General features: G+C 61.2%; 19 protein-coding genes, 1 tRNA gene and 2 pseudogenes (1 of these 22 only partly in view). 9 read left to right on the plus strand and 13 right to left on the minus strand.

The window, feature by feature from the left end:
- The 4 genes from trxB to WDN02_RS05015 all read right to left on the minus strand — a co-directional run.
- Positions 1–656, minus strand: the 5' portion of a protein-coding gene (trxB, locus tag WDN02_RS05000) for a thioredoxin-disulfide reductase (protein WP_337292447.1). The gene continues 316 nt to the left of window position 1, outside the view; the window shows 656 of its 972 coding nt (coding positions 1–656); the start codon lies at positions 654–656; its stop codon lies beyond the left edge, outside the window.
- A 107-nt stretch (positions 657–763) separates the two neighbouring features.
- Positions 764–1,258 carry a DUF992 domain-containing protein gene (locus WDN02_RS05005; RefSeq protein WP_337292448.1) on the minus strand — a complete coding sequence of 165 codons (495 nt, stop codon included), beginning with the start codon at positions 1,256–1,258 and terminating at the stop codon, positions 764–766.
- A gap of 120 nt (positions 1,259–1,378) precedes the next feature.
- Entirely contained in the window at positions 1,379–2,281 is a 903-nt protein-coding gene (gene hemF, locus WDN02_RS05010) for an oxygen-dependent coproporphyrinogen oxidase (RefSeq protein WP_337292449.1), read from the minus strand.
- Positions 2,278–2,769 (minus strand): tRNA (cytidine(34)-2'-O)-methyltransferase, encoded by a 492-nt coding sequence (locus WDN02_RS05015; RefSeq protein ID WP_337292450.1) that lies wholly within the window; start codon positions 2,767–2,769, stop codon positions 2,278–2,280. The genes hemF and WDN02_RS05015 overlap by 4 nt, the downstream gene beginning before the upstream one ends.
- A gap of 130 nt (positions 2,770–2,899) precedes the next feature.
- On the opposite strand from WDN02_RS05015, the gene petA reads away from it, so the two are divergent.
- The 4 genes and pseudogenes from petA to WDN02_RS05035 all read left to right on the plus strand — a co-directional run bounded on the left by petA (position 2,900) and on the right by WDN02_RS05035 (position 7,037).
- The gene (gene petA / locus WDN02_RS05020) at positions 2,900–3,424 is read left to right on the plus strand and encodes a ubiquinol-cytochrome c reductase iron-sulfur subunit (RefSeq protein WP_337292451.1); all 525 of its coding nucleotides are present in this window, start codon (positions 2,900–2,902) and stop codon (positions 3,422–3,424) included.
- A 36-nt stretch (positions 3,425–3,460) separates the two neighbouring features.
- Positions 3,461–5,565, plus strand: a pseudogene (locus tag WDN02_RS05025) (cytochrome c1).
- A 72-nt stretch (positions 5,566–5,637) separates the two neighbouring features.
- Positions 5,638–6,513, plus strand: coding sequence for an S-methyl-5'-thioadenosine phosphorylase (locus tag WDN02_RS05030; protein WP_337292452.1), 876 nt, complete (start codon positions 5,638–5,640; stop codon positions 6,511–6,513).
- On the plus strand, positions 6,510–7,037 hold the full coding sequence (locus WDN02_RS05035; RefSeq protein ID WP_337292453.1) for an adenine phosphoribosyltransferase: 528 nt from the start codon (positions 6,510–6,512) through the stop codon (positions 7,035–7,037). The genes WDN02_RS05030 and WDN02_RS05035 overlap by 4 nt, the downstream gene beginning before the upstream one ends.
- Positions 7,038–7,045: 8 nt before the next feature.
- On the opposite strand, the gene WDN02_RS05040 is transcribed toward WDN02_RS05035, so the two are convergent.
- The 3 genes and pseudogenes from WDN02_RS05040 to WDN02_RS05050 form a co-directional block, all read right to left on the minus strand.
- Positions 7,046–7,606: a hypothetical protein gene (locus tag WDN02_RS05040; RefSeq protein ID WP_337294990.1), complete on the minus strand. Its 561-nt coding sequence runs from the start codon at positions 7,604–7,606 to the stop codon at positions 7,046–7,048.
- A 256-nt stretch (positions 7,607–7,862) separates the two neighbouring features.
- Positions 7,863–7,961: pseudogene (locus tag WDN02_RS05045) on the minus strand (GYF domain-containing protein); the annotation flags it as partial.
- Between the two features lie 94 nt (positions 7,962–8,055).
- Positions 8,056–9,651, minus strand: a complete 1,596-nt coding sequence (locus WDN02_RS05050; protein ID WP_337292454.1) for an NAD(P)/FAD-dependent oxidoreductase — start codon at positions 9,649–9,651, stop codon at positions 8,056–8,058.
- 199 nt (positions 9,652–9,850) lie between these two features.
- Between WDN02_RS05050 and WDN02_RS05055 the strand changes: the two genes are divergently transcribed.
- The 3 genes from WDN02_RS05055 to fdxA all read left to right on the plus strand — a co-directional run bounded on the left by WDN02_RS05055 (position 9,851) and on the right by fdxA (position 11,801).
- Positions 9,851–11,002, plus strand: coding sequence for a GNAT family N-acetyltransferase (locus WDN02_RS05055; protein WP_337292455.1), 1,152 nt, complete (start codon positions 9,851–9,853; stop codon positions 11,000–11,002).
- A 51-nt stretch (positions 11,003–11,053) separates the two neighbouring features.
- Positions 11,054–11,365: a S4 domain-containing protein gene (locus WDN02_RS05060; protein ID WP_337292456.1), complete on the plus strand. Its 312-nt coding sequence runs from the start codon at positions 11,054–11,056 to the stop codon at positions 11,363–11,365.
- Between the two features lie 97 nt (positions 11,366–11,462).
- Positions 11,463–11,801 carry a ferredoxin FdxA gene (gene fdxA / locus WDN02_RS05065; protein WP_337292457.1) on the plus strand — a complete coding sequence of 113 codons (339 nt, stop codon included), beginning with the start codon at positions 11,463–11,465 and terminating at the stop codon, positions 11,799–11,801.
- 70 nt (positions 11,802–11,871) lie between these two features.
- Here the strand turns inward: fdxA and WDN02_RS05070 are convergent, their stop codons facing one another.
- Positions 11,872–12,540, minus strand: coding sequence for a hypothetical protein (locus tag WDN02_RS05070; protein ID WP_337292458.1), 669 nt, complete (start codon positions 12,538–12,540; stop codon positions 11,872–11,874).
- A gap of 130 nt (positions 12,541–12,670) precedes the next feature.
- On the opposite strand from WDN02_RS05070, the gene WDN02_RS05075 reads away from it, so the two are divergent.
- A complete protein-coding gene (locus WDN02_RS05075; RefSeq protein WP_337292459.1) occupies positions 12,671–13,627 on the plus strand; it encodes a CarD family transcriptional regulator in 957 nt (318 codons plus the stop codon).
- A gap of 67 nt (positions 13,628–13,694) precedes the next feature.
- On the opposite strand, the gene WDN02_RS05080 is transcribed toward WDN02_RS05075, so the two are convergent.
- Genes WDN02_RS05080 through WDN02_RS05090 form a run of 3 tightly spaced genes read right to left on the minus strand, consistent with a single transcriptional unit; the run spans position 13,695 to position 15,997 of the window.
- Positions 13,695–15,224, minus strand: a complete 1,530-nt coding sequence (locus WDN02_RS05080; protein ID WP_337292460.1) for a M48 family metalloprotease — start codon at positions 15,222–15,224, stop codon at positions 13,695–13,697.
- Positions 15,181–15,654 (minus strand): hypothetical protein, encoded by a 474-nt coding sequence (locus WDN02_RS05085; protein WP_337292461.1) that lies wholly within the window; start codon positions 15,652–15,654, stop codon positions 15,181–15,183. The genes WDN02_RS05080 and WDN02_RS05085 overlap by 44 nt, the downstream gene beginning before the upstream one ends.
- Before the next feature lie 46 nt (positions 15,655–15,700).
- A complete protein-coding gene (locus WDN02_RS05090; RefSeq protein ID WP_337292462.1) occupies positions 15,701–15,997 on the minus strand; it encodes a hypothetical protein in 297 nt (98 codons plus the stop codon).
- Between the two features lie 149 nt (positions 15,998–16,146).
- Between WDN02_RS05090 and WDN02_RS05095 the strand changes: the two genes are divergently transcribed.
- A tRNA-Arg gene (locus WDN02_RS05095) sits at positions 16,147–16,223 on the plus strand.
- Between the two features lie 190 nt (positions 16,224–16,413).
- Here the strand turns inward: WDN02_RS05095 and WDN02_RS05100 are convergent.
- Together WDN02_RS05100 and WDN02_RS05105 are read right to left on the minus strand one after the other, a co-directional pair.
- A complete protein-coding gene (locus WDN02_RS05100; RefSeq protein ID WP_337292463.1) occupies positions 16,414–16,629 on the minus strand; it encodes a hypothetical protein in 216 nt (71 codons plus the stop codon).
- A gap of 480 nt (positions 16,630–17,109) precedes the next feature.
- Positions 17,110–17,319, minus strand: coding sequence for a hypothetical protein (locus WDN02_RS05105; protein WP_337292464.1), 210 nt, complete (start codon positions 17,317–17,319; stop codon positions 17,110–17,112).
- Positions 17,320–17,962 lie beyond the last annotated feature (643 nt).

Below are 17,962 nucleotides of genomic sequence, written 5' to 3' on the forward strand. Positions count from 1 at the left end.
CTAGTCGGCGCCTGCGTGCCGCAAATCTCGTCGATGGCATTGTCCCAGATGACTTCGACATTCGGCAATTTAAACAGCCGGTCCTGCAAAATCTTCTCGGCGCGGAACGAATCGCGCCGGTGCACGATCGTCACATTGCGCGCGATTTGGGCCAGATAGAGCGCCTCCTCGACCGCGGTATTGCCGCCGCCGACCACGACCACATCCTGGCCGCGATAGAAGAACCCGTCGCAGGTCGCGCAGGCCGAGACGCCATAGCCGCGGAACGCTTCCTCGGTCGGGATGCCGAGCCAGCGCGCCTTGGCGCCCGTGGCAATGATCAAAGCATCGCAGGTGTAAATCGCGCCGCTGTCGCCATGCAGCCGGAACGGCCGCTGGCTGAGTTCGACGCTGACGATGTGGTCGGAGATGAAATGCGTGCCGACATGTTCGGCCTGGAGCCGCATCTGCTCCATCAGCCACGGGCCCTGGATCGGCTCCGCAAAGCCGGGGTAATTCTCGACGTCGGTGGTCACGGTCAACTGGCCGCCGGGCTCGAAGCCGGAGATCAGCACCGGCTCGAGCAGCGCGCGGGCGGCGTAGATCGCCGCCGTATAGCCGGCGGGGCCGGAACCGATGACGATGAGCTTGGCGTGACGGGCCGTGCCGCTGGACATAGGCGCCTCTATGACGAAAGGTCATAGCAATTTATGGGCGCCAAGCGCCTGGCGCAACCCAAGCGGCACGGCCACTCAGAAGATCAGGCAGTTACGCCCTATTTTCATTAATGCTGCGGGCCGGGCGCCGGATAAAGCGTGAGTCCGGTGATCCCGGCGGTGATGTCGACGCCCGTCTGGGTGTTGACAGACAAAGGCTGCAGACCAAGTGAATGACGATTGCCGCCGACGAGCGCATTGGCGCCGAGGCCGAGACCAAGCGTGACGTTGGCACTGGCGCCCGCGTAATGGCCGGCAAGTGCCCTGTGGCCAAGCTCATGCGTCGCGGCAAACACGCCCCAGACGATGCGACCGGCGCCAGTTGCGCCGATCGACAGGCCGAAATTGGTGATTGTGCCAACATAATAGTCCGTTGGCGCATAGGTGCGGGTGAAGCGGCAGGCCAGCGCCTTGCTCGAGGTAATGATGAGTCCGACGCTGGGCGCCACATTGCATTCCAGAAGGCCGACTTGCGCCGCCTTCGCCGTGCCGGCCGCCGCCAGCATCGCCGCCGCGCTGAGCGCGAGAATCGCCGGCTTGAGCACCCGTCCCTGAAAGCTCATGAAAGATCTCCCTCTTACGTCGTATGAAAATAGTCGAGCCCATGCTGCGTTCCACGCAAGCTGGACTTATTCGTGGCCACGCCCCACCGGCGGCGGGTTTGCGGCGGGATTATGGAAGCGTCACGGCCATTTGACCAGCGGCGGCATGGACGAAAGGATCGAATCGACATTGCCGCCGGTCTTGAGGCCAAAGATCGTGCCGCGATCGTAGAGCAGGTTGAACTCGACATAGCGGCCGCGGCGCACGAGCTGTTCATCGCGGTCGGCCTCGCTCCAGGCCCTCCCGAAATTCCGGCGCACGATCTCGGGATAGAGCGTGAGAAACGTCTCGCCGACATCGCGGGTGAAGGCGAAATCTGCCTCAAAGCCGAGCGGCGATGCCAAATGATCGTAGAAAATGCCGCCGATGCCGCGCGGCTCGTTGCGATGTTTCAGGAAGAAATATTCGTCGCACCATTCCTTGAACCGCTGGTAGTCCGCGACCTCGGCATGACGCCGGCAGGCCGCCTCGAAACCCGCGTGGAAAGCAATCGAATCCCCGTCCGTCTGCGTGCGCCGGCGATCGAGCACCGGCGTCAAATCGGCGCCGCCGCCGAACCAGGCCTTCTGCGTCACGACGAAGCGCGTGTTCATATGAACGGTCGGGACATTCGGATTCCAGGGATGTGCGATGAGTGAAATGCCGGCGGCCCAGAAATGTGGATCGGAATCGGCGCCGTGGATCTGCTTGGCGAATTCTGGCGCGAACGTGCCATGCACCGCCGATGTATGAATGCCGGCCTTTTCAAAGACCCGGCCATGCAACAAACCCATCCTGCCGCCGCCGCCATCGGCGCCAGAGGCATCCTTGCGATGCCAGGGCGTGATGACAAAACGGCCGGGCGCCATATCGGCCGCCGCAAACGGGCCGATGCAATCGCGTTCAAGCGCTTCGAAGGCGGCGCATATCCTCGACTGCAAAGCCTCGAACCAGGCATGGGCTTCGGTCTTTTGCGGCGCGATGGCGTTCGTATTTGCCGTCATCCGGTTTTCAAATCCTCTTTGCCAATCTGCCTGACGGCCTCGCCGAGCACCATGGCCGCCGCGACCGCGACGTTCAAGGAGCGCAACGGCGGCCGGATCGAAATGCGCACGCTCGCATCCGCCGCCGTCCGCACGTCTTCCGGCACGCCCGCCGATTCGCGGCCCACGAGCAGAATGTCGCCCGGCGCATAGTGAAAGTCGCAATAATCCTGCGCGCCCTTTGTCGACAGCAACACGAGGCGGCGCGCCTGCGCTTTGCGCCAAGTCAAGAACGCCGCGAATCCGATGTGCCGGGCGATCATCACATGATCGAGGTAATCCATACCGGCGCGACGGAAGGCGCGGTCGCTCGATGGAAATCCACCGGGCTCGATGATCGCAGCGTCGATCCCGAGACAGGCGCAAAGGCGCAGCATCGTTCCGCAATTTTGCGGAATGTCCGGCTGATAGAGCGCCAAGGTCAGTGCCGGGCCAGAATGTTGCGTCATTGTTCAAGCACCGTGCGCGCTTTTCATTTGATTTCGTGTCAAGTGGCGAAACGACGCATTGCTGCCCGTACACAAACGCGCGACACTGAAAACAAGGGCGAAAAGCCCATAAAAAATTTGAGGAAACGCCGTGGCTGAAAGCGCAAGCTTGGAGCAGCCGCCAACGCGTCGCGATTTTCTTTTCATCGCGACCGGGTCAGTTGGCGCTGTCGGTGTGGCATCTGCCGTCTGGCCACTCATCGATCAGATGAACCCCGATGCATCGACGCTTGCCGCCGCGGCAACCGAAGTCGATCTTTCCCATGTTGCCGAAGGCCAGATCCTCACCGTCAAATGGCGCGGCAAGCCCGTCTTCGTTCGCCATCGCACGCCGAAGGAGATCGCCGACGCGCGCGCCGTGCCGTTGAGCGAATTGCGCGATCCGGCAACCGACGAACAGCGCGCGCCGCATCCGGAATGGCTGATCGTCATCGGCATCTGCACTCATCTCGGCTGCGTGCCGCTCGGCCATCAAGGGGCTTACGGCGGCTGGTTCTGCCCCTGCCACGGATCGGTCTACGACACCGCTGCGCGCATTCGGCAAGGACCGGCGCCTTATAACCTCTATCTCCCTCCTTACAAGTTTCTCCCCGACAACAAGCTTCAGATCGGTTGAGACATCCGAAGGCGCGAAGTTCCAGCGAGCCATGCCATGAACGGTCCTTCCCCTTATGTCCCCAAAAGCAGCTTCGGCAGATGGCTCGACAGCCGGCTGCCGGTGTTGGGCCTCGTCAATCGATCGTTCATCACCTTTCCCAATCCGCGCAATCTCAATTACTGGTGGACCTTCGGCGGCATCCTGAGCTTCATGCTGGCGGCCCAGATCGTCACCGGCGTCGCGCTCGCCATGCATTACGTGCCGAATTCGGGCCTCGCGTTCGCGTCCGTCGAACACATCATGCGCGACGTGAATTACGGCTGGCTGTTGCGCTACGCGCATTCGAACGGCGCCTCGATGTTCTTCTTCGCCGTCTACATCCACATCATGCGCGGGCTCTATTACGGCTCCTACAAGGCGCCGCGCGAAGTGCTCTGGATTTTGGGCGTCATCATATACCTGCTCATGATGGCGACGGGCTTTCTCGGCTACACGCTGCCGTGGGGCCAGATGAGCTTCTGGGGCGCCACCGTCATCACCAGCCTTTTCTCGGCCATCCCGCTCGTCGGCAATGCGATCACGACCTGGCTATGGGGCGGCTTCTCGGTCGATGACGCGACGCTCAATCGCTTCTATGCGCTGCACTATCTGCTGCCGTTCATGATCGCCGCGGTCGTCGTGCTGCATATCTGGGCGCTGCACGTAACCGGCTCGAACAATCCGACAGGAATCGAAAAACAGTCCAGCAAGGACACGCTGCCGTTTCACCCCTATTTCACCGTCAAGGACGGCTTCGGGCTCGTCTGCTTCCTGATCCTCTACGCCTGGTTCATCTTCTACATCCCGAACTATCTCGGCGATGCTGACAATTACATTCAGGCCAACCCCCTGCAGACGCCGCCGCATATCGTGCCGGAATGGTATTATCTGCCGTTCTACGCGATCCTGCGCTCGATCCCGTCGAAGCTCGGCGGCGTGACGTGCATGTTCGGCGCTATTCTGCTCTTCGCGTTTCTGCCTTGGCTCGACCGTTCGCCCGTGCGCTCGGCCAATTACCGGCCGATCTTCCGCGTGTTTTTCTGGTTGTTCGTCGCGACCGTCATCGGCCTCGGCTACATCGGCTCACAGCCGCCGGAAGGCTGGTTCATTGTCGCCGGGCGTCTGCTGACGTTCTCCTATTTCGCCTTTTTCTTTATCGTCCTGCCGTTGATCAGCATCTTCGAGAAACCGAAGAAATTGCCGGCCTCGATCGCCGAATCCGTACTCGGCGCGCCTGCGCCCGGCAAAGCCTGAGGGAGGCGCAGATGGGTCCCAAAGGGCGAATTTTGGCGGGCGCCATCGGCATTGCCGGCCTCTGCGCCTTGGTGGTCCCGGCCGGCGCCGTGGATACGAATGCCAAGGGCAATGCCTATCCGCTCGAGGCGGAAGGTCAAACACCACCGCGCCAGGCGTGGAGCTTCCACGGGCCGCTTGGCAAATATAATCAGGCGCAATTGCAGCGCGGGTTCCAAGTTTATCATCAGGTCTGCTCGACCTGCCATTCGCTGAACCTCGTCGCCTTCCGCGATCTTGCCGAAGCCGGCGGCCCCGGCTTTTCCGAGGCCGAGGTCAAGGCGCTGGCCGCGACCTATCAGATTGAAGACGGGCCAAACGACCAGGGTCAGATGTTCAAGCGGCCCGGCCGCCCGTCCGACAATTTCCCGTCGCCCTTTGCCAATCCCGAGGCGGCCAAGGCGGTCTTCGGCGCGGCGCCCCCGGATATGTCGGACCTCGCCAAAGCGCGCAGCTTTCCACGCCCGTTCCCGCTCTTCATCTTCGATGCGGTGCTGGAATATCAGGAAGAGGGTCCGGATTATATCGTCGCGATCCTCAACGGCTTCACACATCCAGACGATCCAAACTGGAACGTATATTTCCCCGGCCATCACATCGCGATGCCAAAGCCGCTGAACGATGGCGCCATCAAATATACCGACGGCACAGCGCCGACGCTGGCCAATTATTCCCGCGACGTCGCGGCGTTTCTCTATTGGGCCGCCGAACCCAAGCTCGAAGAGCGCAAGGCGACGGGCTTTCGCGTTCTCATCTTTTTGATCGTCTTCGCCGGCCTGCTTTATTTCACCAAGAAGCGTATCTGGTCTGACGTTCAAGGACATTGAGGCGCACGGCGTTGACACGACGCCCCCTGACGGTCAATTTCGCGCCCGCGAATTTCAGCCAGTCGGGGCGGCATGACTCAATCCATCGTCGGGATCATTGGCGGCTCAGGTGTCTATCACCTGCCGGGCCTCGCGGATTTGCGCGAAGAAAAGGTCTCGACCCCCTGGGGCGAGCCCTCTGACGCGCTGCGCTTCGGCAAGATCGGCGCGAGCGAAGTGGTCTTCCTGCCCCGACACGGGCGCGGCCACCGGCTCTCGCCCTCGGGCATCAATTATCGCGCGAATATCTACGCGCTCAAACAGGCCGGCGTCACCGATCTCATCTCAGTGTCCGCCTGTGGCTCGTTCAAGGCGGAACTCAATCCGGGCCTCTTCGTCCTCGCCGACCAATTCGTCGATCGCACCTATGGGCGCGAATCCTCCTTCTTCGGCAACGGCTGTGTCGCGCATGTCTCAATGGCGCATCCCGTCGCGCCGCTGCTGCAAGAGCGCCTTGCCGCCGCGGCGGAGGCCGAGAAAATCGGCGTCGTGAAGGGCGGCACTTATGTCGCGATGGAAGGGCCGCAATTCTCCTCGCTCGCCGAATCGCGCGCTTATCAGAATGCCGGCTTCGACGTGATCGGCATGACCGCCATGCCGGAGGCCAAACTCGCCCGCGAGGCGGAGATTTCCTACGCCATCGTCGCGATGGTGACGGATTACGATTGCTGGCATCCCGAGCACGACGATGTCGATGTCGCCTCGATCATCGCCACCTTGCAGGCCAATGCCGGCAAAGCCGAGCGGCTGCTGGCCCGGCTCCTGCAGGACTTCCCCGCCGAACATGAAGCGTGCCCCATCGGTTCCGACCGCCCGCTCGACACGGCGCTGATCACCGCGCCCGAGGCGCGCGATCCGGCGCTGCTCAAGAAACTCGACGCCATCCTGAAACGAGTGAACGGTCAATGACCCTGAAGAACACAATCCGCAGCATTCCGGATTATCCCAAGCCCGGCATCGTCTTCCGCGACATCACCACTTTGCTAGCGGACCCGCGCGCCTTTCGCCGCGCGATCGACGAATTGGTGCAGCCATGGTCGGGCAGCAAGATCGACAAGATCGCCGGCATCGAGGCGCGCGGTTTCATCCTCGGCGGCGCGGTTGCGCATCAGCTCTCCGCCGGGTTCGTGCCGATCCGCAAAAAGGGCAAGCTGCCGCACAAGACCGTCTCGATCTCCTATTCGCTCGAATACGGCGACGACGAGATGGAGATCCATGTCGACGCGGTGCAGCCGGGCGAGAAGGTGATCCTGGTCGATGATCTCATCGCCACCGGCGGCACAGCGGAAGCGGCGGTGAAACTCCTAAAGAAGATCGGCGCCGACGTCGTCGCTGCCGTTTTTGTCATCGACCTGCCGGACCTCGGCGGCGCCAAGAAGATCGAGGCGCTCGACGTGCCGGTGCGCAGTCTCATCGCCTTCGAGGGGCATTAGCCGAAGTTTCAGGCCGCGCGCGGACCGATCGCGAACTGCGAAACATACCAGCGTGCATACCAGTGCAGCAGCCACGGGATCGGGATGATGAAAATGCACCCGAGGCTGAGGGCGAACGTGCGCCAGAGAACCTGCCAACCCGATGCGTTGAAGACGACCGGCCCCGGCGTGCCATCGATGTTGCCAGCGATCCAGCGCATCATCGCGGTGGTCACCCAAGCCCAGCCGATGATGGTGACAAAGGATATATAAAGCAGCAGCGTCCAGCCGATGTAGCCGAGTACGCTGCCATTGAAGTGCAGGGCGAGAGGCTGGCCCGCGGAAGTGATGTTCTCAATGATCCACCGCAGGGCAAGCCAGGACAATATCGCTTGAATCGGCAAGAGCATGATCGGCAGAACATGGACATGCTCTTTCGGTGCGGCATGCGCCTCGGGCAGGCCCGCGTAGGCGCAAAGCGCCATGAGGATGAAGACCCACCAGATATCGCCGACCTTGCCGGTAAATCCGAGCGCGGGGATTTGCGGCACGCGCAGATGCGAGACGGCCCAGCGATAGAAGGCCGTCATGACCCAAGGCGCCGGAATCACGAACAAAACGCCGATCAGCACCAACAGAAGGCGGCCGAACAGGCCGAAGACGCTGAAATCGACGGTAACGGGCGTGCCGGTCGGACTCGCTGCGGCCCATTGCGTGCTTCCGGGGAGCGGCGCTGGTGACGGCGTCGAGGGCGGCGGTGGGGCAGCGGCAGCGGTGAAGAGATCGGGGAAAATCCCCAGCCCGCTGCCAAGCGGTCAACCCTTCGCTCCAGACGAGCGTCTCGGCGGTGACGCGGCCCGCGGCGATGAAGGCACGAATGTCCGTCTCCGGAAATGGGCCCTTCTGTTTGCCATCACTTGCGATGTACCAGGACCGCTCCGCCATCGGTTTCCTCCCAAGCTCGGGCTTTTGTAGCCGCGATTGATCTCGGAAATTTGAACCAGCCTAAAGGCGAAGGTCGAGTCCGACAATGGCGGAGCTAACGGCGCCTGGCATCCCGCAAAATCTCGCGCGCCGCGTTGTGGCCGGGCAGGCCGGTGACGCCGCCGCCCGGATGCGTGCCAGACCCGCACATATAGAGGCCGGGAATGGGCCCGCGATAATCCGCGTGTCCCAGCATCGGTCGCGCGACGAACAATTGACCGAGATCGAGCGCGCCATGAAAGATATCTCCCCCGACAAGGCCGAACGTGCGTTCGAGATCGAGCGGCGAGAAGATTTGTCGCGCGATGATCGACGCCTTGAAATTCGGTGCGATGGCGTCGACCGTTTCAATCATCAGGTCGGCCACCTCTTGGCGATGATCGTCCCATGATTTGCCATCGGGCAATTGCGGCGCAACGTGCTGGCAGAAGAGGCTCGCGACATGCGCGCCGCGTGGCGCCAACGTATCATCGAGCGTCGAGGGAATGAGCATTTCGACGATGGGCTTTTTCGACCAGCCGAAACGTCGGGCATCGAAATACGCGTCTTCCATATAGCGAAGCGACGGCGCGATGATGATGCCGGCCGTATGATGCCCGGCGAGTTCGCGGCCGGGCAAAACGGAAAAGTCCGGCAGGTCCGACAGCGCGACATTCATGCGGAACGTGCCTGAGCCGCAGCGCCAGCGCATGATCCGCTCACGAAAATCCGCGGGCTGTGCCTCCCGCGGAACGAGATCGCGATAGAGCAATTTCGGATTGACGTTGGCGATGATTTTCTTGGCGCGGAAGATATCGCCCGCGCGCGTCACGACGCCGATTGCGCGGCCTTTCTCGACGAGCACTTCGCGCACAGAACTCCCGGTGCGAATGTCAACACCGCGAGCCGCCGCGGCTTTCGCCATGGCGTCCGTGATCGCGCCCATGCCGCCGATGGCATGGCCCCATTGGCCTTTCGCGCCGTTCACCTCGCCGAAGCAATGATGCAGCAGCACATAGGCAGAGCCCGGCGCATAAGGACTCTGATAATTGCCGACCACGGCATCGAAACCATAGGCCGCCTTGATCGGCGCGCTCTCGAACCAATGATCGAGATAATCGCCGGCGGACGACGTGAAGATTTCGAGCACGTCGCGCTCGCCTTCGAGACCGAGCTTGCGCAAGCGGTCGGCGAATTTTTCGGCGCGGAGAAGTTGGCGCAGCCAGTCGAGCCCGCCCGCCGGAACATTGGGCGGCGTTTCCAGCGCGACGGCGCGGATAAAATCGGCGAGCGCATCAAGCCGCGCGGCATAGGCATCAAGCCGGCTTGCATCCTTTGCCGAGAATTTCGCGACCTCGCTTTTCGTGCGCCCGGGACCGAGTTTCAAATAACGGCCATCATCGAGCGGCAGAAAATTGGCGAGCTGGCGCGGCACGATCCGTAGCCCATGAAGGGGTAAATCGAGATCGCGAATGATCTTCGGATTGAGCAGCGAGACCGTGTAGGCCGCCTGCGAATTGCGGAAGCCCGGATGAAATTCCTCGGTGACTGCGCAGCCGCCGACTTTGTCGCGCGCTTCGAGCACCAAAGTTTTCAGCCCAGCCGCACCGAGATAAGCGGCACAGACAAGACCGTTGTGGCCGCCGCCGATCACGATCGCATCATAGTTCACCGCGACGGCCCCTCTGTTAGGGTTAAAAGATCATTCGCCCTGAAAAATCGGCTTTGTCCGATTATGAATAGGGATGGATAGGTCTTTTTCGCGTTCAAGCGTGTCCTGTCGCGTGATGCAAGCTCCGGCGGCTCTCAATGCGGACTGCAGCTTTCGGGGCGCATTGGTCTTTGATTGGCGCCAAGGAGAATACGCCCCGATGACCGGCGAATCGGAGGCTCTCATCGCCGAGATTCGCGATGTCGCGGATCTAGAACTTGTCGCGGCGTGGCGCGATCTTTACGCGCGCAGTCTCGAGCCGAATATTTTCCTCGATCCTGACTTCGCCCGGCCTGCGCTGGGCTATCTGCGACCGCACGGCCTCAAAATAATGACGGTGTTCGAGACGGGGCAGAACCGGCTTTTGGCCTTGGCGCCGGTGGTTCCTCCGACGGTCCCATTCGGCCTCGCACGCGTCTATGTTCATAAGCAAGCTGCGTTGGGACTGCCCTTGCTCGCCAAAGACGTGGCGGGTCCTGCGCTGGCGAAGCTCGTGGACGCCGTTCGCGCGCTGCACGGCGCACCGAGCGCCCTTGTCTTCAGTGAAATCCCACGTGACGGTCCGACCTTCAGACTGTTGAACGAGATATTCGGCGAAAAGCGGCGCATTCACATCCTCGGCCAATACGAACGTCCGGCGCTATTGTTGGCAGCGGCGGAGCATCGAGTCCGCAGCAAGACGAAAGGCGATAAAAATTCTTTCCGCCGCTTGCGCCGTCTCGGCGAGCGCGGCGCGCTGTCCTATCGAATCGCGCGCGACGCGGAGGTGGCGGGGGCATTGACGGAATTCCTCGCCCTCGAATCATCCGGGTGGAAAGGCATGAGTAAGACGGCACTCGCCTCGGCGCCGGATCGCGCCGGTTTCGTCAAAGCCATGGCGGAGAGTTTCGCGAGGGACGGCAAGCTGCAGATCGAAAGCCTCGATCTGGACGGCAAGGCCGTCGCGATGGGCCTTTTGATCGAGGATGCCGGCGCCGGCTATTTCTGGAAGATTGCCTATGATGAGGCCTATGCCGCGCAATCGCCGGGCATCCTCCTCGTTCGCGAGCTGACTGGCCGCCTGTCGGCGCATCGGACGTTGCGCGCGATCGATTCCTGCGCAGCGGCGGAGCATCCAATGATCGATCACATCTGGCCGGAGCGCATTACGATCCTCGACGTTGGAATAAATCTGGCGGACGATCCGCGCGGCCGAATTGCCATCGCCGCTGAAAGTCTGCGGCGTTCTCTGCGCAAGTCGGCCAAACGCTTGCTGCGGCGGAACGCCAGTGGCAAGGCGCCGATCGCGGGGAGCTGGCGCGCCCGGTCTTGATCGGCCGGCGCGGCATACATAGGTCATCGATCGTCCCTTGCGGGAGGCTTGATGGCCACGAAAATCACCTTGCTGCCCGTCGCCGAAAAACAGCGGCTCGATAAATGGCTCTGGATCGCGCGCGTCGTGAAAACCCGCAAACAGGCGGTCGAGCTGATCGAGGCCGGCTATGTTCGCATTGATGCCCAAAGGATCGAAGTTCCGGCAAAGCTTGTCGGGCCGGGCATGGTTCTGACGATCGCGCTCGATCGCCGCGTTCGCATCCTGCGAATTACCGGACTGGCGCTGCGGCGCGGCAGTGCCGATGTCGCAGAACAGCTTTTCGAGGACTTGGCGGCGAAGGCCGCGCCTGCGGCAATATAGGCTTGGTGCCAAGCGGCAATTGCTTGCTTAAGCGCCGCAAAGACGCTAGCAAACCGCCAGAATTCATCGTGGAACCGCCGCCGCGCGGAGGAGATTTATGCCCTACGTCGTCACCGAAAACTGCATCAAGTGCAAGTATACGGACTGCGTGGAGGTCTGCCCGGTCGATTGCTTCTATGAAGGCGAGAACATGCTCGTCATTCACCCCGACGAATGCATCGACTGCGGCGTATGCGAACCGGAATGCCCCGCCGATGCCATTTCTCCCGACACCGAGAAGGGTCTGGAGAAATGGCTGAAGCTCAATGCGGATATGGCCAAGACCTGGCCAAATATCTCGCAGAAGAAGGCGCATCTGCCCGATGCCAAGGAATTCGACGGGAAACCGGGCAAGTTTGATGCCTATTTCTCGCCTGAGCCCGGCGAGGGCGATTAACCTCAAAGATCAAACATAAATCGCGAATCCAAGTCGCTCTGCGTCAGCTTTGCGGCAAAAACAACCGTTTTTAAGCGTTATTTGCCCGCAAATCTTTGATTTTTGCGGTTCCGTGTGATATTTTAATTTCATAAATCGGCCCGGTTTTGATCATCCGGATCGCGTTCACCCGATGTTTGGCGGGAGCATTGGGTGGCTTTTCACTGCAAGCAGCATTTGCCTGGGGGCCAAGGTTCGCGCTCTTGTAGTTGGATGATCGTGCCCGGGCGCGCTGTGCCTTAATCGAGAGGCTGTGGCGGATCCCCAGGCGGCAAAGCGTCCTTTGCTGCATTTGCAGAATTTCTGAGCCTTGCTGCTGAAGCAAGGCCAAAAAGGAGTGCGCGCGTATGTCGTCCGTCAAAAAGACCGAAAAAACCCGCAAGGCTAAGGCCACGATCGCGCGCGCGGGCCTGAAATCCCAACAGGCGAGCAAGGCCAAGAAGCCGACCGCCTCGAAGGCGCGCCCGGCATCGGTGCGGGCAGCGGCCAAGCCTGCGGCGCGGGCGGCATCGAAATCGACCGCTGCAAAGTCAAGCGCCAAGAAGGCGACGGCGAAGTCGGCGGCAGCTAAGTCGGCACCCAGCAAGACTTCGACCGCGAAGCTTCGCGCGACACAAGCCCGGTTGAAAAAGCAGGCCGCGGCTGCGAAAGCTGCTCGTCCGGCTGCACGCACGGCATCCACGAAATCGGCCGCCGCCAAGCCCGCAGCGACGAAGCAGAAGACGGCCGCAAGTCAAGCTGTCGCGGCGAAATTAAAACGGTCGACAACTGAGACCCGCGGCAAATCGCGGTCTGGACGCCCTGCGCCGATTGAGACTAAAGTTTCAAAGGTGGCAGTTGCGATTCATGCGGTTGAGCAGCCTGCCGCCCCTCAAACTGAACTCCCGGCCGTTAAGAAGGTCGATTCCGAGCGCCGTGCGCAAGTTGCCGCGGTGTTGGCCCTGCGTTCTCTGCAGAAGCCAGCGCCGGCAGCCCCGCCTGTCGCCCATCATGATGAGGCAAGCAAAGTCAGCGTGACCCAGAAAGCCCCAAAGAAGGCGGCAGAAGCCGCGCCTGCCCCCGTTCCTGTTCGTGCTGCAGCGCCCGTCGTTGCGCCCAAGGCTCCGACGCCTCCCGTGCCGGAAGCAAAGCCGGAGATTGCGGCGGAAGCCAAGTCCGCGGCGCCGATCGCCGAAAAGGCCAAGCCCGTGAAGACCGCGCCGGTGAAGCACAGCTTCAAACCGCTCGAATTCGTCGTCTATCCGGCGCATGGTGTCGGCCAGATCCTGGCGATCGAAGAGCAAGAAGTTGCCGGCTTCAAGCTCGAGCTTTTCGTGATCAGCTTTTCCAAGGACAAGATGATCCTGAAAGTGCCGACGCCAAAGTCGATTGCCGTCGGCATGCGCAAGCTCGCCAGCGCCGAGGTCGTCAAGCGGGCGCTCGATACGTTGACGGGCCGCGCCCGCATCAAACGGACGATGTGGTCGCGCCGTGCCCAGGAATATGAGGCGAAGATCAATTCGGGCGATCTCATCGCCATCGCCGAGGTCGTGCGCGATCTTTATCGGTCCGAAGCGCAGCCCGAGCAGTCCTATTCCGAGCGGCAATTGTATGAAGCGGCGCTCGACCGCGTCGCACGCGAAATCGCCTCCGTGCAGAAGTTGACCGATACGGAAGCACTCAAGCTGATCGATACGCAATTGCAGAAGAGCCCGCGCCGCGGCAAGGCCGAGGAGGGCGACGCCGAGGCTGATGTCGAGGCCGAGGCCAGCCCTGAGACCGAGGGCGGAATCGAAGAAGCCGCATAAACGCGCTTCATCGGAACATCAAAAGCCCGGCTCCGCGCCGGGCTTTTTTATTGGCTAAATACCGCGCCTAATCTGCGACGATTTTATAGTGCTGCCCGGCGGTCAGCGGACCCGGCGCCATGAGGCCGTTGATTAGCTCGAAATGTTCGAGCGGATGATCGGCGACTGCCATTTTATTGCTGAGGCTTTCGACATTGTCGCCCGGCTGCGCGGTGACGATGACGATACGCAGCGGCTTCACGTCCTGGACTTCTTCCGGCGTCGTCTTGCGGAACGATTCGATCGACGTGCGAAAGCGCTTCTCGGCGTCGGCATCAAGGCTGCGGATCGCGAAGATCATCCGGTAGACCTGATCGCCAGCAAAGCGGATCACCGCGACACGGAAATTCCATTCGCCGGCGCGCGCGCTCGCGGTGACGGCCTGCATGCCGTTGACTTCGAGCGTTTCGACGGAGCTCGGCAGAAGCCCCTCGATCCAGCCCGACGAAATATAGGTTTCGAGCGTCATCGACGCATCGAGCCGCACGGAGTCGAGCCGCAACGCCTCGCGGCCGCCGGTTTTGACCCCGAGAATCGCCTGCGCCGAATTCTCCAGCACGAAGCCGTCCGGCGCGGTGAACAGGAAGCCAAGCCGCGGATGAATGAAGGTCGTGCCGCGGATCGAGCCATCCGCCGGATCGTCGCCGTACATCATCCCGTCGATCGCGGCGAGATAAGCCGTACGGTCGGTGATCCCCGTCCCCGGCGGCCCGAATTGCGCCGCGACTTGGCTGGCGCGGGCCACGCGCTCTGGCGTCGACGGATGCGTGGCGAGCAGATCGGGCTTCGAGACATCGGAGCCCTGTCCAAAGAGGCTGGCGCGCAATTCGGCGTCGCGGCCGAGCGTCGTCAGGAAGCGAGATGCCGCATAAGGATCATACCCTGCCTTCGCCATGACACGGATACCGATCTCGTCCGCGTCAAGCTCCTGCTGCCGCGAGAAACTCGCCAGCGTGCGCCGTTCGACCGCTTCGACTTCTTCGCCTTTCTGGCGGCTTTCGATCACCGCCGCGGCCTGAGTGATCAGCGCGGCGCGCTTTTCCTCCTCCGCCCGCAGCGCGGCATGTCGCGCGGTAATATGGCCGATCTCATGCGCCATCACGGCAGCGACTTCCGACGCATCATTGGCCAGCGCTAGGAGCCCGCGCGTGATGTAGATGTGGTCCGGCGCCATTGCGAAGGCATTCACCACAGGCGAATTCAACAGCGTCACGTGATAGGGCTGCTCGGGATCCTCGCCCGCCTTTGCCAATTTCAGCAGGATGTCATTGACGAAATGCTCAACGGCCGGATCGTGATATTCGCCGCCAAAGGCCGCCACCATCTTCTGATTTTCGGCGGAAGCTGGCGTTTCGAGGCCAAGCGTGCGCGGTGCCGCAGACGGCACATCGACGGTGATCGGCTTGTCGCCCTGATCCTCCATGGCTGCGCAGGCGGCAAGCGCCAGCGCGAACGCCAACGCCGCCAAAAGCAACCAAAAGCGACGCTGCGAGCGGATCATCGAATGCGGACCTTCATCGAGGCTTCTGGGACGGATCAGCAGCTTTTGCCTCAGCATGTTGGCCCGCGCCAGGCGCAACCTGGAGCTGGGGAACGATTTCGATGGCGTCAGGTTCGGACACTTCGATCTGCGGTCCAAAACGCAGATCGAGCAGACCGCGGACACGAATCCTCTGGCCGATCAGAGCATGAAAGCCCAAACCCGCCCCGTCAAATATCCTGACGTCGCGTTGCAGGATCGTGACTGCGAATCCACCAATCCCGCGAGGGCCGAAGAGAAGATAGAGGCGCTTTGGCCGCACGTCGATATCGGTGACCCGGCCTTCGACGATCACATTGGTCGCGGCCCTTTCGGCAAAGCCGCTTTGGTCGGTCGCAGCGATGACGGCATAATAAGGATCGTTCCAGAGGCCGCGCCGGGCCGCGCGCGCCGCTTTTTCCGCATCAAGAAAGACCGCACGGCAGATATTTGCCCCCCGTTCCAGCATGAAAAGTCCGTCCCCCCGCGCCAACAGCCAGGCTGCAAGCGATTGTTTAGGAATGGCGGCGGACATTGGCGGCAGAAAGGCAAAAACGGGGGATGCGCCCCCAGCGATCCGGCCGTCCAAGCGTAACAATATCGAGACCATCATTGACTGCGGAGCGTAAAGCCTCCCGCGAGGCCATATCAAAATCCGGATTGTCGGGTGTCGGGCGTACGGGTTCGACGCCGGCAACGCGCAGAACCCGTCCATCGGTCAAAGCCAGTTCAAGCCGCTCGTCGACCGAGGCCACGGCGACCCGTTCATCCCCGGCGACGGGACACAATTGCTGCGCCTTAACGGGCGACATCGCTACTGAAGCGACGAGCGCAATTGCGCGAAGAAACGCCGGACGCCTTATTGTGTACTGTGCCACACCGCTAGAACCCGTCATTTTGTCATGGTAAGGCAAGGCGTGACGCAGCTCATGGCAGGTGTCGTTGGCAAGTCTCGCGGCAAGTCCCGGTAGCTCAGCAGGATAGAGCAACGGTTTCCTAAACCGTAGGTCAGGGGTTCGACTCCCTTCCGGGACGCCACGGTAATTGTTAACATTTTGAAATTGCAGGGTAGTTTTATTATATCGGCGCTTCAACCCCACGCACTACCCCACCTGTACCCATGGCATCGTCTGACACCGTCAGAGACTATTCCGGGAGCGCCATCATCATCCAGCTGACGAGGGTATGCGCAATGTACATACCCCCGTCATCCCAGCGCTGTGTTTTGTCACAGCCGCGCTGTCAGGTTCCGCAAGTCCTCGGTCATCTTCACGTCGGCGATAGCGCCCACTACGATCATGTCCCATTCAACGCCGGTAAGTGGGCGCCGGCCGTGTGTCTCGCCGAGCTGGTCGCAGACCGCCAGACTGCGCTGCGCTTCTACGTTCAAATCGGTCGCGAGGCGTTGGATGCTTTCGCGGAGTCTAAGTTGATCTTCACGCATTCTTTTCACCCCTCAGCTCCCGCAATGCCTGTTGCATTGCAGCCCGTCGATGTTTGCTTGCCTCCGTCTTTGATAAGGCAGACTGGCGCGTGATCGTGATGCGCCGGCCTGAGCCAGAGCGGATTCCCTTGGCTTTTCTCGGCATGCTTCAATCATCTCCTCGACTGCTTTCAGCGTCGTGAATTGCTGTTCGCGATCTTGAAAACTCGGAGCGTTCCCCTGTGGGCTTCTTTGCGAAGGCCTGACACAGTCATATTGCCCGTGGGGAATTTGATGCGGATCGCTTCTTCAAGCCGGAGCGGCGTGTCAGGCTCAATTTCGCCTGTCACTGCCCCGATCCCGGATCGAATGAGCGAATATCGTCGAAGATACTTTCGGCTAGTTTCTCATGGACCGTCGCAAGATCATCTAGGACTTTGACCTTCGCCTTGATTCCCTCGATCGTGCGGGCTTGTATCAGTGACAGTTGATCGAGATAGGTCACGGATGTCGTGACGACGCTGTTGCCCGCTGGTCCGCGCGGTAAAAGCTATCGAACGCTTCGACGCTGGGGCACTGTATTTTTTCGGCCTCGGCCGGACCGTGTACATCCTTGAGAAATTTTCGGTATGCCCTCTCGTCAGTCATCAACCTTTTGACCGTTCCGATGACTTCTTTGTCGGAGCCGTTGGCTTGTGTAATGCTTTCCATTTGGGCCTCTCCACTATTCAACCGCCTAAAGGAAGCCACCCGGCTTTTCGGCAGGGTGGCCGCGCGTGGTAGCCCCCGAGACGAATCCCGGACGGCTTCATTCAGCTAAGTTTCCCGTGAAGGCGGGCATTGCGCCCTAGGCTTTCATGAGGCGTCTCGCCCGAAGCCAGCGCCGCCAAAAGGCCGACGCTCAAATCATAGTGCCCAGGACTCGCTAGCTTGTCAATGTACAACTTGCCGGGGTGTACAACATCGCCTATACCCTCGGGATGAAATTCTCACCGTCTCGACATGCGTGCTGATCCCGCCTTCGTCGCGAGAAATCGACAAGTGGCGCCGCAAACAGCCTGACTTGCCGACGCGGGCTGAAGCTGTCAGGCGTTTGGTTGATCAAGCTCTTGAAGCGGAAAAGGGTACGCAGAAGTGCGTACCCCTTCTTCGTAAGGCCATGTCAGAGCTGTCAGGCCAATGTCAGCGCCGCCCCCCCCACCGGCGCAGGCAACGCGGCTCATTCAGGCGGGACCCTTTGAGCGGGCTTTGACGACAAGCCGGGAACGAAACCTTATGAAGATCGTCGGGCGGTCAGGGACCGAATGGCCTTATCGGCAGATGCTCTATGGACCGCTCCGACGAAATATTGATG

Origin of the sequence: Methylovirgula sp., assembly GCF_037200945.1 — a bacterium.
In the GTDB taxonomy this organism is placed as follows: Bacteria; Pseudomonadota; Alphaproteobacteria; order Rhizobiales; family Beijerinckiaceae; genus Methylovirgula.